This is a genomic window from Streptomyces sp. 11x1 (genome assembly GCF_032598905.1).
Classification (GTDB): domain Bacteria; phylum Actinomycetota; class Actinomycetes; order Streptomycetales; family Streptomycetaceae; genus Streptomyces.
In genome coordinates, this window is sequence record NZ_CP122458.1 from 4,609,889 (window position 1) to 4,635,955 (window position 26,067).

At 69.1% G+C, this 26,067-nt stretch carries 32 protein-coding genes and 1 pseudogene; 18 read left to right on the plus strand and 15 right to left on the minus strand.

Annotation, left to right across the window (positions count from 1 at the left end; genetic code table 11):
- Positions 1–265: 265 nt before the first annotated feature.
- Together P8T65_RS20045 and P8T65_RS20050 are read left to right on the plus strand one after the other, a co-directional pair.
- Entirely contained in the window at positions 266–769 is a 504-nt protein-coding gene (locus tag P8T65_RS20045; protein ID WP_316726650.1) for a hypothetical protein, read from the plus strand.
- A 438-nt stretch (positions 770–1,207) separates the two neighbouring features.
- On the plus strand, positions 1,208–1,594 hold the full coding sequence (locus tag P8T65_RS20050; protein ID WP_316726651.1) for a hypothetical protein: 387 nt from the start codon (positions 1,208–1,210) through the stop codon (positions 1,592–1,594).
- A gap of 437 nt (positions 1,595–2,031) precedes the next feature.
- Here the strand turns inward: P8T65_RS20050 and P8T65_RS20055 are convergent, their stop codons facing one another.
- Positions 2,032–2,256 carry a helix-turn-helix transcriptional regulator gene (locus P8T65_RS20055; RefSeq protein ID WP_316726652.1) on the minus strand — a complete coding sequence of 75 codons (225 nt, stop codon included), beginning with the start codon at positions 2,254–2,256 and terminating at the stop codon, positions 2,032–2,034.
- On the minus strand, positions 2,256–2,876 hold the full coding sequence (locus P8T65_RS20060; RefSeq protein WP_316726653.1) for a DUF2975 domain-containing protein: 621 nt from the start codon (positions 2,874–2,876) through the stop codon (positions 2,256–2,258). The genes P8T65_RS20055 and P8T65_RS20060 overlap by 1 nt, the downstream gene beginning before the upstream one ends.
- A gap of 414 nt (positions 2,877–3,290) precedes the next feature.
- On the opposite strand from P8T65_RS20060, the gene P8T65_RS20065 reads away from it, so the two are divergent.
- The 10 genes from P8T65_RS20065 to P8T65_RS20110 all read left to right on the plus strand — a co-directional run bounded on the left by P8T65_RS20065 (position 3,291) and on the right by P8T65_RS20110 (position 12,335).
- Complete coding sequence (locus P8T65_RS20065; protein ID WP_316726654.1) at positions 3,291–3,635, plus strand: winged-helix domain-containing protein; 345 nt, start codon at positions 3,291–3,293, stop codon at positions 3,633–3,635.
- Positions 3,636–3,764: 129 nt separating this feature from the next.
- Positions 3,765–4,505 carry a transposase family protein gene (locus P8T65_RS20070; RefSeq protein ID WP_316726655.1) on the plus strand — a complete coding sequence of 247 codons (741 nt, stop codon included), beginning with the start codon at positions 3,765–3,767 and terminating at the stop codon, positions 4,503–4,505.
- 263 nt (positions 4,506–4,768) lie between these two features.
- Positions 4,769–7,441: an ATP/GTP-binding protein gene (locus tag P8T65_RS20075; protein WP_399099413.1), complete on the plus strand. Its 2,673-nt coding sequence runs from the start codon at positions 4,769–4,771 to the stop codon at positions 7,439–7,441.
- Positions 7,442–7,566: 125 nt separating this feature from the next.
- Positions 7,567–8,460, plus strand: coding sequence for a phosphorothioated DNA-binding restriction endonuclease (locus P8T65_RS20080; RefSeq protein ID WP_316726657.1), 894 nt, complete (start codon positions 7,567–7,569; stop codon positions 8,458–8,460).
- 64 nt (positions 8,461–8,524) lie between these two features.
- Entirely contained in the window at positions 8,525–8,803 is a 279-nt protein-coding gene (locus tag P8T65_RS20085) for a CopG family transcriptional regulator (RefSeq protein ID WP_316726658.1), read from the plus strand.
- Complete coding sequence (locus P8T65_RS20090; RefSeq protein WP_316726659.1) at positions 8,800–9,225, plus strand: PIN domain-containing protein; 426 nt, start codon at positions 8,800–8,802, stop codon at positions 9,223–9,225. Before P8T65_RS20085 ends, P8T65_RS20090 begins: the two co-directional genes overlap by 4 nt.
- A gap of 569 nt (positions 9,226–9,794) precedes the next feature.
- Positions 9,795–10,115: a hypothetical protein gene (locus P8T65_RS20095; protein WP_316726660.1), complete on the plus strand. Its 321-nt coding sequence runs from the start codon at positions 9,795–9,797 to the stop codon at positions 10,113–10,115.
- 45 nt (positions 10,116–10,160) lie between these two features.
- Positions 10,161–10,577, plus strand: coding sequence for a DUF6153 family protein (locus tag P8T65_RS20100; protein ID WP_399099418.1), 417 nt, complete (start codon positions 10,161–10,163; stop codon positions 10,575–10,577).
- A gap of 117 nt (positions 10,578–10,694) precedes the next feature.
- Positions 10,695–11,330, plus strand: coding sequence for a DUF305 domain-containing protein (locus tag P8T65_RS20105; protein ID WP_316726662.1), 636 nt, complete (start codon positions 10,695–10,697; stop codon positions 11,328–11,330).
- Between the two features lie 123 nt (positions 11,331–11,453).
- Positions 11,454–12,335 (plus strand): F510_1955 family glycosylhydrolase, encoded by an 882-nt coding sequence (locus P8T65_RS20110; protein ID WP_316726663.1) that lies wholly within the window; start codon positions 11,454–11,456, stop codon positions 12,333–12,335.
- 12 nt (positions 12,336–12,347) lie between these two features.
- Here the strand turns inward: P8T65_RS20110 and P8T65_RS20115 are convergent, their stop codons facing one another.
- The 12 genes from P8T65_RS20115 to P8T65_RS20170 all read right to left on the minus strand — a co-directional run bounded on the left by P8T65_RS20115 (position 12,348) and on the right by P8T65_RS20170 (position 20,463).
- Positions 12,348–13,091: a hypothetical protein gene (locus P8T65_RS20115; protein ID WP_316726664.1), complete on the minus strand. Its 744-nt coding sequence runs from the start codon at positions 13,089–13,091 to the stop codon at positions 12,348–12,350.
- A gap of 338 nt (positions 13,092–13,429) precedes the next feature.
- The gene (locus tag P8T65_RS20120) at positions 13,430–13,861 is read right to left on the minus strand and encodes a hypothetical protein (protein ID WP_316726665.1); all 432 of its coding nucleotides are present in this window, start codon (positions 13,859–13,861) and stop codon (positions 13,430–13,432) included.
- A gap of 165 nt (positions 13,862–14,026) precedes the next feature.
- Entirely contained in the window at positions 14,027–14,428 is a 402-nt protein-coding gene (locus tag P8T65_RS20125; RefSeq protein ID WP_316726666.1) for a cupredoxin domain-containing protein, read from the minus strand.
- A gap of 159 nt (positions 14,429–14,587) precedes the next feature.
- On the minus strand, positions 14,588–15,697 hold the full coding sequence (locus tag P8T65_RS20130; RefSeq protein WP_316726667.1) for an ABC transporter permease: 1,110 nt from the start codon (positions 15,695–15,697) through the stop codon (positions 14,588–14,590).
- A gap of 27 nt (positions 15,698–15,724) precedes the next feature.
- Positions 15,725–16,087: a hypothetical protein gene (locus P8T65_RS20135; protein WP_316726668.1), complete on the minus strand. Its 363-nt coding sequence runs from the start codon at positions 16,085–16,087 to the stop codon at positions 15,725–15,727.
- Positions 16,084–16,761 carry an ABC transporter ATP-binding protein gene (locus tag P8T65_RS20140; RefSeq protein WP_316726669.1) on the minus strand — a complete coding sequence of 226 codons (678 nt, stop codon included), beginning with the start codon at positions 16,759–16,761 and terminating at the stop codon, positions 16,084–16,086. The genes P8T65_RS20135 and P8T65_RS20140 overlap by 4 nt, the downstream gene beginning before the upstream one ends.
- Before the next feature lie 38 nt (positions 16,762–16,799).
- Entirely contained in the window at positions 16,800–17,378 is a 579-nt protein-coding gene (locus P8T65_RS20145; protein ID WP_316726670.1) for a PspA-associated protein PspAB, read from the minus strand.
- 17 nt (positions 17,379–17,395) lie between these two features.
- A complete protein-coding gene (gene htpX, locus P8T65_RS20150; protein ID WP_316726671.1) occupies positions 17,396–18,310 on the minus strand; it encodes a zinc metalloprotease HtpX in 915 nt (304 codons plus the stop codon).
- 7 nt (positions 18,311–18,317) lie between these two features.
- Positions 18,318–18,596: a PspA-associated protein PspAA gene (locus P8T65_RS20155; protein ID WP_316726672.1), complete on the minus strand. Its 279-nt coding sequence runs from the start codon at positions 18,594–18,596 to the stop codon at positions 18,318–18,320.
- Positions 18,593–19,369 (minus strand): PspA/IM30 family protein, encoded by a 777-nt coding sequence (locus P8T65_RS20160; protein WP_316726673.1) that lies wholly within the window; start codon positions 19,367–19,369, stop codon positions 18,593–18,595. Before P8T65_RS20160 ends, P8T65_RS20155 begins: the two co-directional genes overlap by 4 nt.
- Before the next feature lie 510 nt (positions 19,370–19,879).
- Positions 19,880–20,008: a hypothetical protein gene (locus P8T65_RS20165; RefSeq protein WP_316726674.1), complete on the minus strand. Its 129-nt coding sequence runs from the start codon at positions 20,006–20,008 to the stop codon at positions 19,880–19,882.
- Positions 20,005–20,463, minus strand: coding sequence for an isoprenylcysteine carboxylmethyltransferase family protein (locus P8T65_RS20170; protein WP_316726675.1), 459 nt, complete (start codon positions 20,461–20,463; stop codon positions 20,005–20,007). Before P8T65_RS20170 ends, P8T65_RS20165 begins: the two co-directional genes overlap by 4 nt.
- Before the next feature lie 259 nt (positions 20,464–20,722).
- Here P8T65_RS20170 and P8T65_RS20175 point away from each other — a divergent pair.
- From P8T65_RS20175 to P8T65_RS20200, 6 genes and pseudogenes are all read left to right on the plus strand, one after another.
- Positions 20,723–21,023: pseudogene (locus tag P8T65_RS20175) on the plus strand (helix-turn-helix domain-containing protein); the annotation flags it as partial.
- Positions 21,024–21,251: 228 nt separating this feature from the next.
- On the plus strand, positions 21,252–21,467 hold the full coding sequence (locus P8T65_RS20180) for a hypothetical protein (RefSeq protein WP_316731965.1): 216 nt from the start codon (positions 21,252–21,254) through the stop codon (positions 21,465–21,467).
- A gap of 104 nt (positions 21,468–21,571) precedes the next feature.
- Positions 21,572–21,937 (plus strand): hypothetical protein, encoded by a 366-nt coding sequence (locus tag P8T65_RS20185; RefSeq protein WP_316726676.1) that lies wholly within the window; start codon positions 21,572–21,574, stop codon positions 21,935–21,937.
- 886 nt (positions 21,938–22,823) lie between these two features.
- Positions 22,824–22,991 (plus strand): hypothetical protein, encoded by a 168-nt coding sequence (locus tag P8T65_RS20190; RefSeq protein ID WP_316726677.1) that lies wholly within the window; start codon positions 22,824–22,826, stop codon positions 22,989–22,991.
- Between the two features lie 541 nt (positions 22,992–23,532).
- Positions 23,533–24,111, plus strand: coding sequence for a DUF4232 domain-containing protein (locus tag P8T65_RS20195; protein WP_316726678.1), 579 nt, complete (start codon positions 23,533–23,535; stop codon positions 24,109–24,111).
- 54 nt (positions 24,112–24,165) lie between these two features.
- Positions 24,166–24,543, plus strand: coding sequence for a hypothetical protein (locus tag P8T65_RS20200; protein ID WP_316726679.1), 378 nt, complete (start codon positions 24,166–24,168; stop codon positions 24,541–24,543).
- A 56-nt stretch (positions 24,544–24,599) separates the two neighbouring features.
- Here the strand turns inward: P8T65_RS20200 and P8T65_RS20205 are convergent, their stop codons facing one another.
- Entirely contained in the window at positions 24,600–26,048 is a 1,449-nt protein-coding gene (locus P8T65_RS20205; protein ID WP_316726680.1) for a helix-turn-helix domain-containing protein, read from the minus strand.
- Positions 26,049–26,067 lie beyond the last annotated feature (19 nt).

Genomic DNA, 26,067 nt, shown 5'->3' on the forward strand with positions numbered 1-26,067 from the left:
GCAGTCCTCCAGCCACGGAAAGGGGTTCCCAGCGGCCCCGTCCGCACGGCGTGCCCTTGGCGTGCCCGTAAGGCCGGTAAACCACGATCAGCCGCGGTGTGATCCTGCACCTTCGAGCGTTACTGACGTTGTCGCCGCCATCGAGGCGACGGCAACATAGCTGCGCGGCCCAGCAGGCTGCCGCCCGCCGGCAAAACTCAGGAAGGCTGCAGCGCCCCGAGGCCCTGCCGTAACGTGGCCTCACGATCACCGCGGGATGGGGGCCATGGAACCGAGAAGCGCTGCCGCCACCGGGAAGGACTTCCCGTACACGCTGGATACCACGTGCTACATCGAAGTCCACGAGGACGGCCGAGTCACCCAGGGCGCGGGGCCCGATGCCCACCAACGGGCGGTCGCCGGAGCATCCCGCCTCTTCGCCGTCTGGCCCGGACAGTGGCGAAGCGACCTCTTCGCCATCGACGACCTGGACGAGTTCGCGCGGGCACACGGCATCGTCCACGACGAGGAGCGAACCGGCCTTGCCGACCATGTCCACGACGTCCACTGGAGCCTGGCGGACCGTGAGCAGAACCCCCGCAGCCAGTACGTGAGCATTGACCTACGCCTCGCCTGCGGATGTTCCATCAAGGACCGTCGCACCTTCGCCGCGCAGATGCGAGAGCAGCGCGGTTGGGACCTGGCGATCACCGGCGGCTGGGGTTACCACACGGACGCGAACGGCACCACGTACACGTTCCGTGCCCGCCGTAAAAGCCTCAGTTCCTGAGCCGCCACGGCAGCGAATGTGCTTCTGTGAATTCGAGCGTGATCACGAGGGCACTACAACAGCTCGGCCTATTGGGAGAAATCTGGGAGAAGATCTTCTCCCAGAGCCCCCACGGGACTCTCTCAAACCGACCGAGACCGACACGCTGACCTGCGCAAACGGCATCCCATACAGGTAGGCAGCCTGCGTGTCCTTCGTTCGGGACGAAGAGGTCGTGGGTTCAAATCCCGCCACCCCGACAGTGAAGTACCAGGTCAGGGGCTTGATCCAGTGAGTGGATCAGGCCTCTGAGTGGTTTCTGGGATCGTTTTGGGAGCCGTTTGGGAGCCGAGTTCGCCATCCGGCTCCCAGGAGGCTCCGGGCAGGCGGGGGAGCCCTGGGCTTCCACCGAATCGTTCGGTCCCAGCAGAGCGGCTGCGCGGGCTACTGTGCTCGGCCATGGCAAATGTCTCCTGGGCCGATGGCCTCAGCGCGGTTTCCGCACTCGCCGGCGTTGGCACGGCCGTGATTGCACTGAAGATCGGCCGCACCGCAAACGAGGCCGCCCGCCAGTCCAACCGGGCCGCAGACCAGGCGAACGCCGCCGCCGAGGCGGTGGCGCAGATCGAGCGGGACCGGTGGCACCACGAGATGACGCCGCGCTTCGATGTCACGATCACCCGGTTGGGACCGGCGACGGACCAGGCCAGCCTGATGCTGACGTTCGAGGGGCCACCAGCGCTGGAGCGACTGGACGCCGTCGAGGTGAAGATCCGCGACGATGGTTACACCCACGGCGTGGGCCTCGCCGGTGAAGATATACAGGAGATCGCCGACACCGTGTAGGGCCCGTACCGCTTTCGACCCGGCATCGACGGTGCCTCTCGCAACGGCCGTGAGGTGCCTGCCGCCCCCATGGAGCTGGGCGAGTGGCGCAAGCTCGCCCTGGAGCGAAGCTTCGCCCCTAGGTGGGCCGATCGCGCGTCGTGGCGCGAGCGCTACGACCGTGACCCGGTGAGGCTCTGGGTGCAATGCCATCGTGAGGGACACCACCCTTGGCTGCTCACTTACAACATCTCGGTGTCTTCCCCCCAGTGAGCCCGTTTCATCCTGAAGTTGCTGGTCGCGGGGCTGGTGTGAGTGCGGTGTCCGGTTCTCGTGCAGGTCGTGGGCGGTTGCCGAGCATCGTGATCGTCTGACAACGAGGCCAGATGGCTTCCGTGGTCCGGCTGGCGACGTGCGCGACGGATCGAGATCTCGCTGGTCAGGTCTTCCGTGGAGGGTCAGTCTTTACGGATGCTGAGCAAGTCGCCGGGCTGGCAGTTCAGTTCGCGGCAGATCGCGGTGAGGGTGGAGAAGCGGATCGCCTTCGCCCGGTCGTTCTTGAGAATGGAGAGGTTGGCCACTGTCACCCCGACCCTGGTCGCCAGTTCGGACAGGGTCATGCCGTGCTCGGCCAGCAGTCGGTCCAGGTGGACCTGGACCCGGTGCTCCTCTTCTGGTGGCATCAGACCAACCCCTCGGTATCGGCGCGCAGCTTCGTTCCGCGCCGGAAGACTTCTCCCAGCGCCAGGATGAGGAAGGCCAGCAGCACGTACTCGCCGGTGAAGGTGACCGAGAACGGGACCTGTTCGGCCATGGGGGTACCGCTGACCAGTATTTCTGTGGTGAGCGCCGGCAGTACCGGGGCGAGGAGGGCCTGCACCAGTACCGCGAGTCCTATGGCGCTCAGGCGTCGGGCGTTCACCGGCACGAAGACGTCGCCGCCGCGCAGGGTCCGGGCCATCTTGAAAAGGAGGGCCAGGATGAGGAGCAGGAGCAGGCTGCCGACGATCTCCGGCAGGGCGAGCAGCAGACACTGACCCAGGTCGGGGTCGGCGAAGACGAGATCCGCCCGGTGGGTGCCGGTGAGGGTCATACCGTGGCCCGTTACCGCGTCTGTCACGGTTCCCGGTACCCGGGGCGGCGTCTCGGGCTCAACCTCTCGGGTGTCCATCGGATCTATCAGACCGGCCACCCCGAGGGCCGGAAGCAGCACTCCGAAGACGCCGACCAGCAGAGCAGCCAGGCCCAGAGCTGCCTCCAGCAACCGGCTGTCGGTCTGGCTCCACCAGGACTTGGCACCCATGATTCCCCCTTGTCGACCGACAACATGCGTATCGTTTATCAATACCATCGATAAACGATACGCAGTGTCAAGGGAATGTACCTGCACGGCGAGCCTGGACGTGGCGATCTCAAGGTCTGTGAGGACGAGCAGGGCCCGCAGGAGCCTGGTCGCGTGCCGGGCGTGGAGAGTGACGCACTCGTGCTGCTCTCGGACGTGATCGTTAGCAGGTGATCGTCTGCCACGGGCCGGTTCGTGGGTTCTGGGGTGGCCCACCCGAGGCGTCTCGCAGGTTCCGCAACGGGAGGGAGGCGCATAGTGGACGTGTTGACGTGGACGATCGAGCGGCGGATGTGACTGACCGAGCGGGCCGAGCTGCTGCGCAAGGAGCTGGCGGAGATCGACGCCGAGCTGGGCCGGCTGGAGGCGGCCGAGGTGGTGTTCGGACAGTGGGCCGAGGCGGCGGACGGTGGACGGCGGCCGTCGGGCATCGTGGAGCCGGAGCCGGAGCCGGCGGTGGTAACGCACGGGGCGGGTGGGATGCGGCTGATCCCGGACCGCGAGGAAGGCATGGGGGCGGAGGTGCTCACGCCGGAGTACCGACAGATCATGGAGATCGTCGCGAAGGCGTGGTGGCCGGTGATGGCCAAGGACATCGCGCTCGCGCTGGGTCGGGAGAACACCCCGGCCAAGGTCGAGCCGGTCCGCGGCCAGTTGCGCAAGCTGTCCGACCGGGGCTGGCTGACCCGGACGGGCTCGGGACGGTACCTGCCGCGTTGATCGCCGGCTGGGGCAGAGCGGCCGATTCCGGCCGTAACACGAGGACCCCCAGCGGGAGTTGGCGTTTGTGTGAAGAAACAGCCGCCCGCCGAGGGCTCTCGCGGTGTTGTCTACCAGGTCCGGCTTCCTGTGTCGAAGCGGACTGTCGATCTCGTCGGCGGACTGATACGCCAGCGCCGCAAGCAACTGGGCACGCGCTGGCGCAAGGCCGCTCCGGGCACGCAGGCGATCGTCGTGCTGGCCGTCCTGCGCCACGACCAGTGCCTGGCCGACATGGCCGGCGGCAACTCCGTCTCGGCCGCAACCGTCCGCCGCTGGGTCCTGGAAGTCCTCGACCTGCTCGCTGCCCGGGCCCCGCGAATGGACCGCGCCCTGAAGAAGATCGCCCGTCGGGGCGGTGCGGTGGTCCTGCCAGACGGCACCCTTGTGCGCTCCCGTCGCCGCACCGGGGCGGACAACCGCAAGAACTACAGCGGGAAACACAAGGCCCATGGCCTGCTCTTCCTCGCGCTGACCGATGAGAAGGGAAACCTGATCTGGATCTCCTCCGCCCGCCCTGGCCGGGCCAGCGAGATCACCGCCGCCCGCCACGACCACATCACCAGGCATCTACGCGAGGCCGGCCTCGATGACGACCCCGACGATGCTCCGGTCATCATCACCGGCCGCAAGGCGACCCGCTCCCACCCCCTCACCGACGCCGAGAAGGAGGCGAACCGGCTGGTCAGCCGCGAACGTGCCGCCGTCGAGCACGGCTTCGCGAACCTGAAGACCTGGCGCATTCTGACCAAGGTCCGCATGAACGCCCATCACGCCACCACGCTGCTACGGGCCCTGCTCGTTCTGGCGAACTGCGAAGTCCAGCGGTGACAGACGATCACCCGACGGCGATCACTCCACCTGTCAGCACGAGCACCGCATCACGGGCTCACACCAGTACCGCAACCTGCGAGTTCAAGATGAAACGATCTCAATGCGACGCTCAACTCAGGACAGGCCGGCGACTCCATCAGCTCCGGAGCCGTTCACTGCCAAGTGCTCAGATGTGACCTGCAGACTCTGCCTGAATGCGGGCTTGCCAGGCCGTCCTCAAGGGAGCATAGATTGGCTCCAGTTGATCGTCAGGGGGAGCGGTGGCAGGGCGGGATCTTCGAACGCTGTTCAGCTCGAACGACCGGAGCATCGCCGCCAGTGAGGCGTTCACGAACCGGCAGGCACAGTGGCAAGCGGTGACCGCCGGCCTCGCTGAGCACATACGGCACGTGACCCGTGCGGACTTCGACGTGGAGGATCTGGAGGCTCCCCGCCGCAACATCCTGGTGTTCCACGGTGTGGGCGGGATCGGCAAGTCCACACTCTCCCGCAAGATCGAGGCGTCGCTCGCCGGCAGCGAGCACCGTCCTGTGCAATGGGAATCGCCGTCCCACCCCGAGGGGCGGACGCTGCCGGTCCGTATCGACCTCGCGCGCGCCGCGGGCATGGACTTCGAGCGCGTCGTCCTCGCCATCCGTCTTGCCGTCGCCGCGCTCGGCCGGCCGATGCCCGCCTTCGACCTCGCCCTGCGCCGCTACTGGGAGCACAACCACCCGGGCGAACCGATCGAGGACTACCTGCGCCGGGGCGGGCTGCTGAGCCGCTTCAGCGCCGCTGCCGCCCTGCCGCAGCAGATGCAGTCGGCCCTCAGCGACGTGGCCCAGGCGCTGTTCCTGCCCGGCACCGTCGGGGGCGCGCTCGGCCACGGGGCCGGAGCGCTCATCAAGGCGTTACGTGAGCGGCGCCAGTCCGTCCGCGCCCTCGCCGGCTGCTCCCGCCTGGCCGACCTCCTGGAAGCCGAGCCCGACCTGGACGCCCTCAGCTTCTACCCGCACCTGCTCGCCTGGGACCTGGCCCAACTCCCGGCCGACAAGAGCGCGCTACCCGTGATCCTGCTGGACACCTTCGAGGACACCGGCGACCGCACCCACCGCGACTTCGAGCGCCTGCTCCAGCGGATCGTGTGGCTGATGCCCAACGTGTTCTTCGTCGTCACCGGACGCAACCGCCTCCAGTGGGCGGAAACGAGCCTGGAAGGGCAGCTCGACTGGACCGGGCCGAACGCTTGGCCCAGCCTCGTCTCCGACGCAGTGAATAGCGGGTCAGGCGTATCCGGCCGCCAGATCCTGATCGGCGACTTCTCCTCCGAAGACTGCGAGGACTATCTGGCCCGCAGGCTCAGCCGCGACGGGCAGCCGCTGATCGACGAACCGGTCCGCCGGATCATCGCCGAGCGCTCCCACGGACTGCCTCTGTACCTGGACCTGTCGGTCATGCGCTACCTGGAACTTCGGCGCAGTGGCAGGCAGCCACAGGTCACCGACTTCGACCACGACTTCCCCGCCCTGATCGCCCGTACCCTCAGCGACCTGACCGCCGAGGAACGCCACGTGCTCCGCGCGGTCAGCCTGCTCAACGCGTTCTCCGTGCCCCTGGCCACCCAGGCCGCCGGCATGGACCACGACGCGCCCGCCCTACGGCTGACCGAGCGCCCCTTCATCCGGGAGTCCTCCTCCGGTGTGTGGCCCTTCCATGTCCACGACCTGATCCGCGCCGCTATTCGCAACGCGGACGACGGCAGTGACGACCGCTGGTCGGAGCAGGACTGGCAGCGTGCGGCCAAGCGTGCCTTCCGCGCCCTGGAATCACAGTGGCGCCAGGACCGACGACGCGACCGCACCGTCCTGGTCGGCTGCCTCCAACAAGGGCTGCTCCTCGCACGGGACTTCCGTCTCGATCTCGGCTGGCTCGCCGATGCCGCATTCCAGTACGTAGGGGACTCCATCTGGGAACCGCTGGCACTTCCCGCAGCCGATGCCAGGTCGTCGGACGGCCTGCAGACTGCGGCGGACGCCCTGGTGGAAACACTCAGCGCCATCGCCAGGCGCCAGCACGAACACCGTGAACGCACAGCCGGTCGGCTCTCTGCCGTCCTTGCATCGCAGCTGCTCCCGGATGACCTGGTCGAACTGGCCACGTACTACCTGGCGAAGGCCCAGCGGGACCTCGGCCTGACCGACGATTCGCGGCGCGGCATGCAGCGTGTCGCCTCCACCGACGGTCGGCTCGCTTCCGCCGCTCGACGCGGCCTGGCACACCTGAGCCGACTGTCCGGAGAGTTCCCTGCGGCGGTGGAAGCCGCTGGGAGGCTGGGCTGGGAAGGGCGGCACCATCGGGTCCTGGGAGACGTGTGGTGGGTGCAGGGAGACATGGAGCGGGCGACCGCCGCCTACCTGGCAGCCAGGAGCGAGGCCGAAGAACACGGTGCGGCCGGCGAGACCGCCATGGTCCAGGCGCATCTCGCCTTCGCCGTCTCCTTCGCCGACCCGCTCCGCGCCGACGATGAACTCGACCTGGCGGACCGGCTGCTGTCGCACCTCAGCCTGCGCTCAAGCGAGATGACCGCTCGCATTGCCGCACTCGTACGCGACGCCGGGTTCGACGCAGACGTGCCCGACCGGGCGGACGTCCTGCTCGCCGAAATCGGCGTCTCCGGCATTTCCTACGCCGCGGCGAAACTGCAACTGGCCCTGTGCTTCCACCACGCCGTTCTCGACGCCCAGGACGACTTCGTCGACGCGATCACCCGCCTGCGCGAACTCACGCAGAGCGGCGACTACGCCTACTACGTCGAGATCGCGCACTTCATGGCCGGCCTTCCGTTCCCCGAGCACACCGCGCGAGCTCGGTGGATCGACGGAGAACGACAGACGCGCGAACGATGGCGGCACCTGGTTGAGACCCGTCGCAGTCGCCTCGGCACGACTCGTTAGGCCGCAACGGGCAACGTCGGCACGAAGCCAGTGACCCCACGGTGTCCGGGCGCCATCTGGGAGTCGACCCGCTCCCCAAGCCCCCTCGAAACCACCGCACCCCAACGCCACTACGATCGCCAGTCATGGACTGGCTGGAGCGCGCCGCGAAGCTGAAGCAGTGGAGCAGAAGCGGGACCCGCGCTCCGCACAAGCCACTGCTGTTCCTGTACGCGCTCGGGCGTTTCCAGCAGGACGCCGACGGTGAACTGCGGTACAGCGCAGTGGAGGACGACCTCAGACGGCTGCTGGCCGAGTACGGTCCGCCCAACAGAACGACGCCCGCCTACCCGTTCCACCATCTGGTGAGCGACGGCGTGTGGGAGGTGCACACCGATCGCGGACCGGGCAGCCCCGGCAGTGGCGTGCGGGAGTTGCGGGCCGTCGGAGCCGCAGGGCGGCTGACGCCGGAACTCCGGACGGCGCTGCGGCGCGAGCCGTCGTTGTTCGGCCGGATGGCACGGGCCCTGCTCGACCTGAACTTCCCGCCCTCGCTCCACGGCGATCTCTGCGAAGCCGTCGGCCTGGAGCTGGAGCCGGCGGAGACCGAACAGCTCTCGGCCGTGCGCAGGCGGCGGGATCCCCGGATGCGGGAGCTGGTCCTGACGGCATACGAGTACCAGTGCGCCTTCTGCGGCTACGACGGCAGGATCGGCGCGGTGCCGGTCGGGCTGGAGGCCGCGCATGTGCGCTGGTGGGCGTTCGACGGCCCTGACGACGTCGACAACGGCCTGTGCCTGTGCTCGCTGCACCACAAGCTCTTCGACAAGGGCGTCCTCGGCATCGGTGACAGTCACCGCATCCTGGTCTCGCAGCGCTTCGTCGGCCACAGTCCCGCCGCCCGCGAGCACGTCATAGCACTCGCCGGCCGCCCGCTTATCGGTCCCCAACCGGGTGCCCAGCCCGTCGCGGCGATCCACCGCTCCTGGCACACCAGCCAGGTCTTCCACGGCGGCCCACGCCCCGCCACGGCCGCCTGATCGCCGAGCGTCGATCACGTGACCCACTGGTAAGGAGTGCAATACCGGGAGTATGGTCTCTTATATGGCGACGAAGAAGGTAACCGTGACGATTCCCGAGGATCTCCTGGACGAGATCCGCGCGGACGCGGCAGAGCGGGGCCTGTCGGCGTATGTCGCCGAGGCGCTGCGCTTCAAGCGTGACCGGGACCGGCTCCTGGAACTGGTCGACTGGCTGCAGGAAGAGCACGGCCCCATCACCGAGGACGAGCACGCGGCAGCGCTCGTCGAGCTGGATGAACTCGACGCCGAACACGAGCGGCGTCGAACCGCCGGAAAGCACGACGCCGGAGAGGCTGCGTGAAGAAGCGAGCCGGTGAGCACGGACAGCGGCCCCTCCGCGTCTTCGTACTGGACTGTGAAGCCCTGTCCCTTGCGGTACGCGGCGATCGGAAGATGATCGCCTGGCTCGACCTCGCGGCACGCGGGGAGGCCGAAGTGGTGACGTCTCCGATGACACTGGTCGAGGCGTACGACGGCAGAACGACCGAGCAGCGCTGGGACTGGGCACTGTCCCGGCTCCAGGTCGTCGACATCGGGAAGGACGAGGCCCGCCAAGCGCGTCGACTTCTGGCCGACGCCAAGTTGCACGGCCACAAGTACGCGATCGATGCCGTGCTCGCCGTCATCGCGCGACAGCAGAGGGGACAGGTCACCGTCTTCACCTCGGACGTCGACGACCTGGAGAAGCTGGTCCCGGACACGATCGTCGTCAAGAAGGTGTGACCCGGCCCGCGCCTCTCCAGCGCCCGCACCCACGCCGGTGAGCGCCCGCGATGCCATCGCGTACTCTGTCCGGACCACATCGGCAGTCTCCGACGCCAGGCGGCGGACGGCGAATAGAGTGGCCGACTCGGCTTCCTGGCACTGGTGGGCCGGTGGATCGTCTTCGGGTCGCAGGGCTGACTCTCCAGCACCATCCAGGCAGCAGCACCCTTGGGAGCCATCTGGGAGCCGCCCTGCTCCCGATACCCCCCTCCACACCACCCGAGACCAACCGGGACCACCCACCTGATCTGCGCAAACACAATCCAGGCAGGAAAGCTCATTAACCGATCCTCATTCGGGACGAAGAGGTCGTGGGTTCAAATCCCGCCACCCCGACAGTGAAGTACCAGGTCAGGGGCCTGATCCGCAGTGCGGGTCGGGCCCCTGAGTGGTTCGGGGGGCCATTTTGGGAGCCATTTGGGGGCCGACTTCGAGATGCGGCTCCCGGATTCCTCGCACCTCGCCCGCCGGCCGCCCCCGCCTGACGGACCGTGAGCTCCTCACCGGAAGCGCGCGACACTGAACCTGTGAACATCGAGCTTCTCGTCGTGCCCGACTGCCCGCACGCCGGTCCCGCAGCCGAGTTGCTTCGCCGAGTGCTCGTCCGCATCGGCCTCGACGACGCCGCATTCATCACGCGCGTGATCTCGGATACGCGCGCGGCAGAGGCGGAGGGTTTCACCGGTTCGCCGACCTTCATGGCCGACGGGCGGGACCTGTTTGCCGAGCCCGGCCGCGCGCCGGGAATCGCGTGCCGGGTGTATCGAACGCCGGGCGGCCTGGCCGGACTGCCAGCTCTCGACCAGCTGCGGCGGGCCTTGCTCGGCGCCTCCGCAAGCAACGACTGAGCCGAATGCCCGCCTGCCCTCGCGGAGCCAGGCGGTTTCCGTAGCATGGGGGTTGTGACAGCCCGTGCACAACTCCACTCCGCGCGATCGCCCCGTGGGCGGTGGCGGGCGCTGCTGGTGCTCGGGCTGCTGGCCGGCCTTCTCGGTATGCACGCCCTCAGTCCGGGCTGGGCCGTGGCCGCTGACGCCCATCATTCCTCCTTCGCCTCTGCTCATGCCGGGATGGCGATGGCGAGCGACGTGTACGTCTGCCACGGTGACAGCGGTGGCGGCCATGCCGAGCATGCCGATGCGACGTGCGCGTCCGGCGCCGTCGGCACGGGACCGGTCCTTCCTGCCCCGTTGCCCGACCCTGTCGCCACCCTCGCGCCCACCGACAGCGGCCACGGGTTCCTCGCCACCACGCCCGACGGCGGCCGGGCGCCGCCCACACTGGCCGAACTTCAACTCCTGCGGATCTAGGACAAGGCCAAGCCGTATCCCACCTCGCCGGTTGTGCCTCGGCGAGCGGCCGTACGGCACCCAGCCATGTCCCGCGCCGCTCGGCGCAGCATCCCTCGCAGACCGCAGGAGTACCACATGACCAGCACCCTTTCCCTCATCCGTCGTGCCGCTCTCGGCACCACGGCCGTGGCCGCCGCCCTCGTCCTCGCCGCCTGCGGCAGCGACAACGGCTCCGACACCGGATCCGGTACGCAGACGTCGGCCTCCGCCAGCGCCGAGGACACCGCCGGCGCCCACAACGACCAGGACGTCTCCTTCGCGCAGGACATGATCCCCCACCACCAGCAGGCCATCCAGATGTCGAGGATGGCCGCCAGTCAGGCGTCCTCCGCCGAGGTCAAGGACCTGGCCGCGCGCATCGAGAAGGCCCAGGACCCGGAGATCGAGACGATGTCCGGCTGGTTGGAGTCCTGGGGCGAGGACGTGCCCTCCTCCATGCCGGGCATGGACCACGGCGGTGACTCCGGCAGCTCCGACATGCCCGGGATGATGGACACCGAGGACATGGACGAGCTGATGGAGGCGTCCGGCAAGGGCTTCGACACGATGTTCCTGACCATGATGGTCGAGCATCATGAGGGCGCCGTGGAGATGGCCACCACCGAGAAGGACAAGGGCCAGTACGGGCCGGCCAAGGAGCTGGCCGACGACATCATCACCGCGCAGAACGCCGAGATCGAGGAGATGAACAAGCTCCTCGGCAAGAGCTGACGACCCCCGCATCGGGGCTCGGGCCTGCTTCCCGCGCAGCCCGGCCCCCGTGCAGGAACGTCCTGCGCCGACCCTTAGCCCTGCTCGCCACTCCTCCTCGCGCCTCACCGAGAGATCCTCAGCATGAAGATTCGTTCCCGCGCGGCCACCGCCATGACCGCGACCGTCCTCGCGGCCGTACTGGCCGCATGCTCCTCCAGCACCGGCACCTCGTCCGACGCCACGTCGGCCGAAGTCCCCGGCAGCCTCGCCGTCAGTCACGTCCACGGTCTGGGCATCGACCCGGCCGACGGGCGCCTGTACGTCGCCACCCACGAAGGCGTGATCACCGTGGCCGACGACGGCACCGCCCGGCGGGTCGGCGACACGGCCGACTACATGGGCTTCACCGTCATCGGGGCGAGGACCTTCCTCGGCAGCGGCCACCCGGCCGAGGGCAGCGGCGACCACGGCAACCGCGGCCTGATCCAGTCCACAGACTCCGGCAGGACCTGGAAGACCCTGTCCCTGGGCGGCACCACCGACTTTCACTCCCTGGAGTACGCGCACAACACCGTCTACGGCTACGACAGCACCCGCGGCCTGCTGCGCGTCAGCGCCGACCGGACATCCTGGGACGACCGCGCCGAGCTCGCCGCCCTGGACATCGCCGTCAGCCCGCAGGACCGGGACGTCGTGCTGGCCACCACGGAGGACGGCGTCGCCATGAGCACCGACGGCGGCCGGAAGTTCCGCGCGGGGACCGGACAGGTCCTCGCCTTCCTGTCCTGGCCCGCGGCCGACGCCCTGTACGGTGTCGACCTCGCCGGTGGCCTGCACCGCAGCACTGATGGCGGCACCAGCTGGAAGGAGACCGGGACCGTTCCGGGCGGGCAGCCCCAGGCCCTGACCGCCGTCGACGCCAAGCGCGTCCTCGTCGCCACACAGGACGGCGTGTACGAATCCCGCGACGGCGGCAGGACCTTCACCCGACGGCTGCCCATGTCCTCCGCCGGGGGGCACTGAGCGCGCGGTCCGTCAGTGGCTGTGGCCCGAGTCGCCGTGGTCGTCGGCCGCCGGAGATGAGGCCGTCGCCGGCTCCTCGCTCGGGGTCGTCCCGTGGGCCGGGCTCTCTGAGGAGCCAGGTTCGTGCCGGTGGCCGTCCGTCCCGGTCGTCTTCGGCTCGGCTTCGGCGGCGGGCTCCTCCCCGTGGCTGTGGCCGTGGCCGTCCCCGCCCGGTTGCGCGGCCATCTCCTGGGCGATGCCCTTCAACCCGACGAAGGCGACGGCCGCCGTGACCGCCACCAGGATCCCTGCCGGGCCGAGGATGCTGCGCCACCGGTCGGGACGGTGGCGCAGCACGTACGAGACGAAGGAGAGCGCGAGACCGAACGGGATCAGCATCGCCGCGCGTTCGGGGAAATCCTCGAAGTGCTGCAGACCGCCGCTGAGCATGCCGATGCCGAAGGACAGCGCGAGGGAGGCCGCGACCACACCGCAGACCTTCGCCGCGCCGGGACGGCTGCGGGTGAGGACGAACTCGTTGAGGATCGTGGCGCAGAGGAAGACGGCGGCGCCTATGACGGCGATGAGGCTGTAGCGGGTGGGATCGAGGGGGTGGTGCACGATGGCGCCGCTGATCAGCCCGGCTCCGACAAAGGTCGCCGCATAGCCCAGGTAGTCACCGAGCAGCGGGGTGCGCTTGGGCGCCCGGCGACGCCCTCGCCGCCCGCCGGTCCGGCTCTCGTACGGCGCCGGTTCCGCGCGGCGCGGCGCGGGCACGGTGCCGCCTCGATCGAACAGGTGCGGGCTGTCCTGATCTGCCGGGCGGGAAGGGTGCGGTGGGTGGACAGGGTGAGTCGGGTGGGAAGCGTACGACGGTGCCGGCATGAAGGGGGCTTCGGCGACGTGGTGCTGGGACACGGGAGCAGTGACACCTTTCGGCACGGGTCTGCCGTGTGGCCTGATGCGCTGTACGGACGTACGGCGCGTCAGGGCGCTGGACGGCGGCCCGGAGAACAGGGACGGAGAGAGCGGTCGGGCAGCCCCTCACCGGAGCGGCGGACCGGAACTGTGAGCCGCGCAGAGGCATGGCGGTGCCGTCGACGCGGGTCTCCTCTCTAGATCCGCAGGACTCCCAGCGCGTGGGGTGAGGTGTGTACGCGGCAGCTGAGAAGCCCGTCGGCGAGCGGCGCCCCGTGCGGCTCGGTCGTGGCCCCGGATGCGTGCTGCGCCGGGGGGACTGACCACGGCCCGTTGGGCGCCGAGGCCCAGCAGTCGGCCTCGGGCAGGGAGTCCAGGTCCGCGGTCGCAAGGGCGGCGGTGGGGCTCAGGACTTCGCCGGATGTGCCCGTCTCGCGTCCGTGATGCCCGTTGGACGGTTCCTGGTCCGCCGCGGCCAGGCCGAAGTGGTGGGCGGACGTGTGTCCGGTGACGCCTCCATGGGCGTCGGCATGGGCGAGCGTATGGACGACGCCGAGGCCGATGAGGAGCAGGCCGAGCAGCAGCAGGCGTGCCAGGTGCCCCCTGGTCGCTCCGGCTGTCCTCGTCACGTCGCCGCTCCTCGTCCGCGCCCCTGGGCGGAGTGCTCATCCTCGTGCTGGCCGCATCAGCGTACCCATGGCCCGTCGGGGTGGGTCCCCGGATCCGGACGAGTGCACCTCAGCCCTCGTGCCAAGCGGCCCCCACACAGTCACCGGTTGGGACCCCGCTTGGTGTCAGGTCACGGTGAGGGTGCCTTTCATGTACGGGTGGAGGGTGCAGAGAAAGGAGTAGCGGCCCGGCGTGGACGGAGCGGTGAACGTAACGGTCGCTCCGCCCGCGATGTTGCCGGTGTCGAAGACCTTGTCCTCGGTGGCGGTCACGGTGTGCGCGGCCGAGTCCTTGTTGACGACGGTGACCTTCGTTCCGGGTCGTACCTGCAGTTTCGCCGGGCTGAAGGTGAAGTTCTCGATCACAATCCTTGTACCGCCCGGGCCGACACTGGTCGCGGTGGGTGAGGCGCTGGTGGTGGCGGGGCTGGTGCTGTCGCCGCTCGAGCAGCCGACCAGGGTGAGCAGGGCGCAGGCGCTTCCCATGGCGAGTGCGGTGCGGCCCCGGTGTGGAAAGGTGAGTGACATACGGGGGCGTCCTTTCGGACGAGGCTGCTGTGGGCAGGGCACGGCCGGAAGCCGACCGGCCTACTCAGGTTCACGGGAGCCGGGAGCGCCCGCCAGGGCGATACCGCCAAACGCCTCGCGGTTCATCTGGACGGACACGAGGCCGCTCAGTGCGAGGTGTCATCGGTGGGGTGCGGTGACGGTGCGGCGGAACATGACGGCCGCTGCGGTGGTGAGGGCGGCCAGCCAGGCGATGGCGATCAGCAGGAAGCCGGTTTCGTCGAAGGCGGGGGTGAGAGCGGCGTCGATCAGGACCCGGCCGGCGCCGTGACCGGGCAGGGCGTGGGCCCAGTCGGGCGGGGCGGGGCGGAGCATCGGGCTCTGTTCGATGCCGAGGTCGATGAAGGGCAGCAGGAAGGCGATGAGCACGCCGCCGACCCGGCCGAAGAGCGGGCCGAGCAGGACGCCGATGAGGGCGTAGGTGAGCGCGATCAGGATGCTGGCGGCGATGTACAGGTCCCATTGGCGTGCGTCGAAGACGGTGGCGGTGACGGCGAGGGACGCGGCAGTTGCCAGCAGTGCGCCAAGGGCTAGGACGGCCAGGCGGGAGGCGAGCAGTGCCAGGGGGCGAAAGCCCGCGATGGCCAGGCGCCGGTCGCCGGAGCGGGCGTCCAGGACGGTGAACAGCCCGGCCAGTGTCGCCAGGGAGGCGATGGCGATCGGGGCCATGGTGCCGCCGTGGATGTCGGGCAGCCACGCCTGCTGCGGCAGCGTACGGCCGCTTTCGCGCACGGTGAGGGTGGTGGACTCGTTGGGGGTGGTGGCCACCGCGAGGAGGACGAAGACGACGGGTACCGCGATGAGCAGCGCCCACAGCACCCGGTTGCGGGCCGCTTCCCGCAGTCCCATGCGCACGCCGGCGAACAGTTGGCCGACCGCTGACCCGGGCCGGGTGCGGTGGCGGGGCCGGGCGGCGGTGCGGCTGGCGGCGGTGATCACCGTCCAGCTGATCGCCATGGCCGCTGCCGCCCAGGTCAGGGCCCAGCCGAGATCGCCGATGCGTCCGCTGTGCCGGGAGGGGAGGTCCACCATCCAGAGGGTCACGAAATGCGTTGGCAGCACCCGGGTCACCGGCCTGTCGGCCGCGCCGAGCACGGGCCCGAAGAACACGTCCAGGATCCACACGAACAGCACCAGCACGGTGCCGTTGACCGGGCTGGTGGCCAGGGTGCCGATCAGCGCCCCGATCGCCAGGTAGACCACCGCGTACATCAGCGTTCCGGCCAGCACCCGCCCCGGATCGTCACCGATACCGGTTCACGCCGTCAGGGCCAGCAGGGCCGCGGCTGTGGCAATCAGCGCCAGGGCCAGGCCGGTGGCCATGCGGGCCGCCACCAGCCGTGAGGGGGCGAGCCCGGCCAGGACCAGGCGACGGTCGGCGGCGCGGGCGGCGCGCATCTGGAAGTACATGGCGATCGCGGCGATGAACCCCGCGGCCCATCCGGCCGTGGCGGTCTGCACCGCCGGCCCGCCGGAGCCGCCGAGCAGTTCGGCCGCGTCCGCCAGTGGGCGGGCGGCCACTACGACGAACGCCACCGGCACCAGGATGAGCACCAGCAGGTTCACCGGGGTGCGTGCGGCCTCGGCCAGGAAGCGCCGTTCGAACAGCGCGGTCGTCATCGGAGCACCGCCCGTCCGTCCCGCAGCTCGATTATGCGGTCGAAGCGTTCTTCGTCGGTCACGAAGTGACCGATGATCAGCACCGATCGTCCTGCCCGGCGGCGTTCGCCGACCAGCTCCCAGAACTTCAGGTAGGTGTCGAAGTCGAAGCCTGCGTAGGGCTCGTCCAGCAGCAGCACCTCGGGGTCGGCCAGCAGCGCCAGTCCCAGGTTCAGTTCGGAGAGGGTGCCACCGGAGAGACGGTCGGTACGCGTGGCCGCATGTCTCTCGAACCCCAGCTCCTCGTACAGTTCCCGGCGGGCGCGGCGCTCAGCCTGGTCAGTCAGGCCGTAGGCGTGGCCGAAGAGTCCGAAGTGTTCGTCGCAGGTGAGGCGTTCGTAGACGACTGGCTCCTGCGGGCAGTAGCCCAGCCGCCCGCTGCGGGTCACCGTGCCGGCGTCGGCGGGCAGGGCCCCGACGAGGATCTTCATCAGGGTGCTCTTGCCGGACCCGTTCTCCCCGACCAGGCCGACCACCTCGCCAGGGGCGAGCGCCAGGTCGACGCCTTGCAGCACCCGCACCCGCCGCTGGGCGGGCCACACACCGCGCCGGTAGGTCTTCTCTATCCCGGCCGCTGCCAGCACCGCCCGGTCGCCGGTCGGCCCGTCGTCATGACGGGCGCCGATTCCTGTCACGTGCCACCTCCCCGGTCCCGGATGCCATCGCCGGCCCTTCACAGGCCGGGGGCACCCCACAGCGGGAACCAGCGGCTCAGGTCCTGCTCGATACGCAGGTCGTCCTTGACCACTGCCTCGACCTGGAGTTCCAGCGGGTTGTCGCGTTTCTGGCGGGGCAGCGGAGCGAAGGGGTAGAAGGTGCCGCGCTTGTAGAGGTAGACCAGTGCCAGGGGGCGCAGCTCGGCGTCGTGGAAGGAGGCCAGGGAGCACAGGAGTTGTGATCCGAAGCCGCTGTCCTGCAGGGCGGTGTTCACCGCGTGCAGATCGCTCACCAGCGCGGGCAGGCTGTCGGGATCGCGGCGCGAGAGCAGCCATGAGTACCCGTAGTCGTCACGGCTGAACTCCACGGGCACACCGCTGCGTTCGGAGTCCGCGTCCAGCAGGGCCCCTACCTCCTGTTGGACTTGTGCGAAGGCCCCGCCCTCGATGGAGGCGAAGCACACCGAGCCCGCCCCGGTCGGAGTGAAGCCGATGGCCGCCTGGAGCGTGATCGCCGCCGAGGGGAGGCCGAAGAGCTGGTCCAGGTCGGGCTTGACCGGCCTGGATCGGCCGAGCAGGGAATCCAGGAAACCCACGGGGCATCAGCTCCTTCTCATGGCGCCCGGTTGCCCGGTTCGCCCAGCTCGGCGGAGATCTCCGCGAGGGCTTCGAGGCGGCGTTCCAGGCTGGGGTGGGTGGAGAACAGGTTGGCCACCGCCGTTCCGGGGCCGAGGGCGGGGGTGAAGAAGAACGCGTTGAACGCCTGGGCGGTGCGCAGGTCCTGGGTGGGGATTCGGGCGATGTCGCCGCTGACCTTGGTGAGGGCCGAGGCAAGCGCGGAGGGCTTCGCGGTCAGCATGGCTCCGGCGCGGTCGGCGGCCAGTTCGCGGTAGCGCGAGAGCGCCCGGATGAGCAGGAAACTGAGCGCGTAGACGAGGGCCGAGACCGCCATGACTGCTACGAGTGCGACGGCGGTGTTCTGGTCGCGGTTGCGTCCGCCGAACAGCTGGGAGTAGAAGGCGAAGCGGACGACGAGGCCGGCGATCACGCCCAGGAACGAGGCGATGGTGATCACCGCGACGTCGCGGTGCGCGACATGGGAGAGCTCGTGGGCGAGGACGCCTTCGAGCTCCTCGGTCGTCAGGCGGCGCTGCAGTCCGGTTGTGACGCAGACGACGGCGTGGTCGGCGTTGCGGCCGGTGGCGAACGCGTTCGGCATGTCCATGTCAGAGATGGCCACCTGGGGTTTCGGCAGGTCCGCGGTGGCACACAGCCGGTCGATGACGCCGTGCAGTTGGGGTTGTTCTTCGGCTGTGACGATTCGGCCGCGCATCGCGTAGAGGGCGATCCGGTCCGAGTACCAGTACTGCGCGGCCAGCAGCCCGGCAGCGATGACGACCACCAGGACGACGGACTTGAGCAGCACGATCAGTGCGGCAATGAATGCCACGTACACCAGCCCGAGCAGGAACATGGTGACCGCCATGCGGGCGGTCAGCTGCCGGTCGGGCTCGAAGCGGCTGCGCATCGCGTACTCACCCCGGGATCAGACCCTCGTCGGACAGCAGGTCCCGTACCTGGGCGAGGCTGGTGTCGGCATCGGGCAGCACCAGGTCGGACGGCGTGATCCGCTCGTCCGGCAGTGGCGTGCCCAGGCTGCGTACCGCGTCCAGCAGGGCCGACAGTGCGGTGGTGAACGCCGCCTCGTCGCCCGCGTCGGCGGCCGACTGCAGGGCGGTGTCCAGCTCGTTGAGCAGGTTCAGGTGCTCGTCGGTGACTTCGTACTGTCCCTCGCCGAGAATGCGCATGATCATGATGTCGCCTCCTGGTCCGGCGGGGTCTTCGGGGGTTCAGGGCCCTTCACCGCCGCTGGGGAGGAGGCGGCCGGGAGCTGTGCCTTCATGCGTGCCAGTTCGATCTCCACGTCCTGACCCGCGCTCACGCGCTCAAGCTCGGCCTGGATGTCGTCGCGCCCGGCCGGCAGCGTGGCGTCCTCCAGCGCCCCGGAGGCGATCAACTCATCGAGCGCTCCGGCGCGGGCCTGCATCTGCTCGGTCTTGTCCTGGGCGCGCTGCATAGCCAGGCCCACATCGCCCATCTCCTCGCCGATACCGGTGACGGCCTCGGTGATCCGGGTCTGGGCCTCCGCCGCGGCGTAGGTGGCCTTGATCGTCTCCTTGCGGGTACGGAACGAGTCGACCTTCGCCTGCAGGTGCTGTGCGGCCAGGGTCAGCTTCTCCTCCTGCGCCTGCAACGACGCCTGCTGCTCCTGCAGATCCGTGACCTGCGAGGCCACGGCCGTCCGACGGGTGAGCGCCTCACGCGCCAGGTCATCACGACCGGCCGCGAGCGCCTTCTGCGCCTGGTCCTGCAGCTTGCCCGTGGACTGCTGCAACTGGTTCACCTGCAGGTCGACGCGCTTGCGGCTGGTCGCCACATCGGCCACGCCACGTCGTACCTTCTGCAGCATCTGAAGCTGCTGCTCATAGGAATAGTCCAGGACTTCGCGCGGGTCCTCGGCCCGGTCCAAGGCCTTGTTGGCCTTGATCCGGAACAGGGCGGCGATACGGTGAGTGATGCTGGTCATGACGACCGCCTTCCTCTCGCCTCTCGGATGCCGGGTGATGCGGGAGAGACCGGCCGGGCCGTTTGCGGGCACGTGCGCGCTGATATCCGCCGCCACAGGTCACAGCCCGACCGTTTCTTCCATTGTCCGGGCGCACTACCGGCCCGGCAGCTCCACCCGTTCGGGGCCGGTGGTACGCCTCGGGCCGGTCACGGCGTCCTCCCGGCTCCAGCCGCGCCCTGAACGGCCCGGATGTCACGGAGAGTGTCGGCAAAGGCGTAGGCGAGGGCTGCGGCGCTGTAGCCGACACCCAAAGGCCCCAGGCACCGGCCGGTGCGTCGGTGGCGAGCAGTGCCGGAAGGGGCAGTACCCCGGCGATCAGGAGGGCGGGGGCGGTACGGCGGATGCCGCGGTCCAGGCGCGAGGCGTCACGCTTGCCCCGCCAGGCCAGGAGCACCCCACTGGCGGCAGTAGCCAGGATCTGGAGCGCAAGAAGAAGCCAAGTCAGCAGGACAGCGGCGTCCGCTTCGGTCACCTCCGGCCGGGTCGGGGTTGTCGGCGGTGACGCTCTGCCCGGTCGAGCACGGTGATCAGCAGCGCGATTCCGGCGACTGCGCTGTCGGCGATCGCGGGATGCAGGGCCACGGAAATCCCGTTCATCGGCTCCTCCCGGTGTGGGAGCTGTGGGAGACGGCCGTGCGCGGCGGCTGCGGCTGATGCCCGGATGCAGCGTGAGGGCCTGGCGGGGGCGTGGTGCCGCGGGCCGGGCGGTGGCGTGGCAAGAACGCCGGGGTGCGGGCGGCGTAGGCGTCCCACTGCTCGCCGAATTCCGTGGCGACCTCGCGTTCCTCGCTGCGGGCGAGGCGTACGTACACGTACACCAGGACCGGGAACATGATCAGGGTGGGGATGGTCGGCCACTGCAGCAGGAACCCGATCATGTTGAGCAGGAAGCCGACGTACTGCGGGTGGCGTACCCACGCGTACGGGCCGGTGGTGGCGAGCTCGTCGTGCTGGGCGGCGGCGTGCAGGCGCGCGCTGTGGTCCCACCGTTGCAGCCGTCGTGGTCGTCGTCGCGTCCCTCGGGGGTGCTCGCGTTCCGTGTGTAGCCCCACCACCGGCCGTCAGGGCTGTGTGCGAAGGACGCACGCCCGCCGTTGCTCGGTCCGGCCCCGTGGCCGGGGTGAGCAGCAGCCCTTCGACGTTGTCGCCTACGGAGGTTCAACTCGGAAGCCTCGGTAACGAAGCCCACCGTGACAACGGCCCTACTAGGCTCGTTCGGTGATGCATACGACGGTAGAGAACCGTGATCACTGCTTGAAGTGACTGCGAGTACAAGTGGTTTGCTGCGAACACCGGGGAAAGGGTCTGTTCATGCGATCGAGTTCGCGACAAACCCTGACCGGCAGTCAGGGATCGGTGGGGCGCCCACGCGTGGGCGTCATCGCCGGCTTCGTCTTCCGGGTCACGAGAGCAGCAGGGACGCACCCAGGAGGAAGCGGCTGAGCAGCTGCGGGTGTCCACGGACACGATCGCGGGGTGGGAGTCCGGCCGCCGCCCCCTCACCGCCGTGCCGGTCGGGCAGATGCTCGTGCACCGTCACCGGCTGATGCAGATGGGCACCGCCCCCGCACTCCTGCAAGCCCTGGACCGCGCCCTGGAGGCTGACGTCCTCCACTCACTGTGTGGCTATCGGTCTGTTGCCTGCCTACGCGGTGCGCTCGTAGCTCTCGCGCACCGCCATACGCCGTTCTCAAGGCGTTCATGCCACCGCACCAGCGTCGCAGCAAGGTGGACTGCTGCGCGTGCGGCTTCCAGCGTCTCGGGGACCGTGACGGTCTGTGCATCATGGCGAGGCGTCCGGCCCTCTCAAAGGGCCCGTGTCATCCCTGCAATCGGGGTGATGGCGTCCGGCTCAGGGCCGCGGCTGTACGGGCAGCCGCTGACCTCGGCAGGCTGGGGTTCGACGCAACTCGTGGCGCGGAACAGCAACGGCTACGACGGACCGCCGGCGCCGATCGCCGGTTACGTCACCGGTGTGGATGAGCGTGGAATCGCCCGGTACAAGGTGTGCAACGGCGGTGTCAACTCCAACTGCTCGTCGTGGTTCGAAGCCTGAGCATCCATCTACTCACGCGTTCGGGATACGTGGCCCGGACCGCGCGGACGGGAGATCGGATCCTGCCGCGGTCGGTGCGGGTCTCTCCCAGAACGGGAGGTGCCATGAGCGTCCGGGCAAGGTTGTCGCTTCTGACGACAGGTGCGCTTCTCGCGAGTGCGCTGATCACCACTGCGGCGCTGCCGCCCCAGGTGGCTTCCGCCACGTCCATCACCCCTGTCACGGCGGCCGGAGCGGAGAGCCCGGCAACCAGTGCCGAAGAGGTGGATTGGTACCCCACCACCTCACTGGGCGGCCCGATCAGGGCGTGCTACAAGGCCAGCTGCGACTGGTACTACCGAACCTCCTACGGAGACGAGTTGCTCTGGAGCCACAACGCCTACAACGAGTTCGGGAACCTCTGGTACTACGTCGACAACGGTTTCACGCGCGGGTGGATCTACTGCGGAAACGTGACGGCCGGATGCTGACCACCGGAGCACCCGAATCCGCGGCTCACCTGAGCCAGGGTGGCCGACAGCCGACGGCCGTTCGCGGGGGCCGAGGGCACGGCAGTCACGTCGCCTGACCACGCCACTTCGGGCCGCCACCCTCTTCCATCCTCAGAGAAAGGTACGACCACGTGAAACCTGGTTGGACGTCCGCAGCGGCAGGGACCGTCTTGGCGCTGGCGCTTTCCGTCGCGCCCGCGCATGCAGCACAGTCCGCTGCGGCGCCGGCGGAAAGCTGTGGCTGGTTCGCTGACGACGTCCTCACAGCGTCCGGCATCATCACTAAGAGGAATGCTGCGGTCCACAACGGCCCGGCAGCACGGTGCCGGGTCACGGACCACCGCCCTCTCAACAGCCGTGTGGAGGTCTATTGCTGGTACGTGAACGACGCGGGCAACCTCTGGTACTCCACCACCTTCGGATGGATCTACCGCCCCTACGTCGAGATCGACAGAGGCGCCCCGGAGGCTTGCTGAGCCTGTCCCGCGTCTCCTGGTGGGGTACCGCGTCATACAACCGGGCCGACGGCCAGTCTCGCTGCCACGCCGTGCCACGTGGCTTCGGCTGTGGTACGGCAACACGGTGCGCCAACTCTCCGCCGGCAACCGCGCCCTGGCGCTGGGCACCACCGCCGAGCAGCGGGCTCGGCTGGCGGAGCTGCGCAGATCAGCGTCATCGAGTCGGCGAACGGGGCACGATCCTCCAGGATCACGACGCGCTCGGCCGACCGATCTCGTACACGGACGCGGACGACGGCGTGACGACAGCGGTGTACAACTCTCTGGTTCGCGATGACCGCCACCTACAAGTTCAAGTGACGCGGCCGGGTACGCCAGCCGGGAAAACCGGAGGAAAGGAATCGGCAATGCCTGCCCGTCGCTGGTGGCCCGTGATCGCCTTCGTGGAGTTCAACCTGCTGTGCTTCGTCGGTTACAAGCTGAACGACAGCCGACCGAGCGTTCCATGGGCCCTGGCAGGTCTGGCCGTCGGTGCTCTGACGGTGGCCGTGATGGCCTGGAAGAGCCGCCGATAGCCCGATGAAGCGAGCGGGGTGGTGCCATGTGTCACGTGGCACCACCCCGCTTCTGTGCGCCAGGCACCTGGACGCCGTCGCCGCCGAACTCAAAAGCCGCCCATGCAAGACGCTCGGCCGGGCAACCCCAGCCGAGCGTCTGTCTGAACTGCTCGCGGCTTGATCAACTCACCGCGTGTTGCGACGCCCCCTGGAATTCACCAGTCGGTAAGGGCCCCCTGGCTTTGCTGTGTCTGGTGGGTGGTTCGGGGTCAGGCTGTTTTTCGGGGGGCGGCATCCCGGATCGGTATCCCAGGTGTTCTCGTTTTCGCAGGTGATGGGGGTGGGATTGTTCCATCGTTGCGGGTTGGCGGGCGGGTGTTGTCCTCGGTTCGTGGGGCGGCCGAGGCTACGGATGTCGCACCGGCTGGGGCGGCCGGGCGCCCTGCGGTGTCTCGGTGTTTCCGCCTTGCCCGTCCGCGGGAGCGTTCAGTTCTTGGAGTGCCCGGGACGCGGGCCGTGAGCGTGTGCGACCTCATGCAGATCAGCGAAGGAGCACACATTGAGCACGCAAATGAACGTGAAGTCCCTTACGGGCCGGCGGGCGGTCGTGGCCGCGGGTCTCGTCCTGGCTCTCGGGTGGGGTGTGTCGGCGCATGCCTCCGCCACTGGTCCGGTGGTGAAGAGCGGCAAGGGCGCCGTGCCCGCCTGCACCCAGAAGGTTCTCGGGGTGTCCGCCTCCAAGGAGCCCGCGGACAGCAAGGACGCCAGGCATCTTCTGCTGACCGTCCAGAACACCGGCAGCAAGAAGTGCGATGTCTACGGCTACCCTCTCGTGCGGCTCGGCGACGGCAAGCGCACGGCTCGTGTGATCAAGGAGAGCGACTCGGACCCGGGGGTTCCCGTCACTCTCGGTCCGGGTGACGAGGCGTATGCCGGTCTGGTGGTCAACGGTCCCATGGACGAGTACGAGGCGAAGAGCATCACCCTCAGCCTCCAGGGTCGAAGGCCCGGCAGCGGCGCGAGCAAGCCGATCGATGTGCCCATGCCCGTCAAGACGTTGTACGCCAACGACTTTCAGCGGGTCACCTACTGGACGACCGCTCCCGGTTTCGCCCTGGATTTCGTCATGTCGAGGTGAGGAATCTCGATCCGCACTCCTCCCAGTCCGACGAACCGATTCTGTGGTGATTCGATGAGATCCGTCATCCGTAAAGGCGTCCGCCTCGCGGCGGTGGGCGTGGCCGTGGCGACCATGTCCGTGACCGGCGCGACCGCCGCCCACGCGGAGGCCCCCACGCAGGGCTGTCCGTACCCGTATGTCTGCTTCTACGTGGACAACGACGCCCTGCTGGCAGGCCGGCCGATGGCGAAGTACCAGGTCGTCACCAGCGGCTTCCAGTCGGTCACGCCCCGGCCGCACTACGGGGTCCTGAACACCCGCAACGACGACGTGGTGCATCTGCGGCTGCAGAGTGGGGGCTCGGTCTGTCTGGGGCCGAACTCCCACACCGTGTTCACCGACGCCTACAGCGTCAACGGGATCCGGATCAGCGACAGTTCCAGGTGCTGATCGCGGTTTGTGCCTTCGTCGGGGTGTCGGTCGCCGGTCTCCGTTTCGGCCTCGGCTCAGGTCGTGGGGACCCAGCCGGCGTCTTGGTACCAGTAGCGCGGTAGGCCCTTGATGGTGGTGGTGCGGAAGGGGCGGCCGTGGTCGTCGATGCGTACCGTTCCCGTGCGGCCCTGTGAGGACCAGTCGAGGTCCACGTACCAGTCGCAGGTGCAGGAGTAGGTGCGTGCGGAGAGGAGCAGGACCTCCGGCTCCCGCAGGGACACCCGGTAGGGGAAGTCGAGGGCCGGGTCCGGGCTGTCCGTCTGGTTGCCCGGGAGCGAACGGGCCAGGGGGCGGTGCGCGTCGAGGTCCACCGAGAAGTGGCGGGGGATCAGGATGGCGCCGCAGCCTTCGTACATGGAGTAGGCGATGCCCTTCGGGGCGGTGGGGGCGGAGCGGCTCACCACCCGCACCCGCACTCCTTCCAGGGTGACGGGGGCGGAGCCGCTGCCCTGGACCGTGATCTGCAGATGGGTGGTACGCCCGTGGACCGCCCCCAGGGACGTCGCCCACACACTGGCGTCCTGCGGGGCGGGCGGCGGCGGGACCTGCCGTGGGGGCTTGGCGATGACGTAGTCATGGTCGCATTCGGGTCTCCAGACGTGGGAGTCGGCCGTCCAGGTGAGGGGGAGCGTGGGCGGGCGTGCGGTCGTGTCGGCATCGCCAACTCCGTTCGCCCGGTTGTCAGGAGGGCCGCTGCTGTCGGAGGGCATCATGGTCGGCTCTGACGTCTTCGTTGTGGGGCCGGCCGAGATCGATCGTTCACCGGCGTCCGGGGAGGGTGTGGCAGCGGGTCGTGGGCTGCTGCCGCCGGGGGTGGCCGCTGCCAGGGGTTCCGGTGCGACGCGGGCCGAGGCCGTCGGTTCGCCGCCACCGGAGGGCGGTCCGGCGGCGGATGTGGTGAGGCCGGCGCACGCGACGGCCAGCGTGGCCGCGAGTGCGATGGATCGGAGGGGGTGGGGTCGGGTGGGGCGTGGCCGGGTGAGGCGTCGTGGGATGGGCGCGGCTTCGTTGCGCCGGTCGGCCGATGGGATTGGTTCAGGGTTCGTGGCTGGCGACGGGGTGGGGTGCGCGGTCGGGTCGGGTGCCTCGTTCGGTGGGTCGGTGTGGCTTGGCGATGCGATCGGTGCGGTGGCGGTGCTCCCGGTGGCGCGAGGGGGCTGCCTCCTCGCCTCCGCGCGTGCCTGCCTGGCTGCGGTTCGGCGTGGGCGTTGTCGTGCGGCGACTGCCAGGATCCAGCGGCGGTGCAGTTCCACGTGTTCCTCGGGAGAGGCACCGCAGAGTGCGGCGAACCGCTTGACCGTGTTGAAGTCCAGGGGAACCGCCTCGCCGGCGCAGTAGCGGTGCAGCGTGGAGGCGTTCATGTCCAGACGGCCGGCCAGTGCCGCGTAACTGCGGTGCGAGCGCTCCTTGAGGCGCGTCAGCAGGAGCGCCAACTCCTCGATGTCTTCGTGGATTGCATCCATGTGTGTCAGTACGACAGGG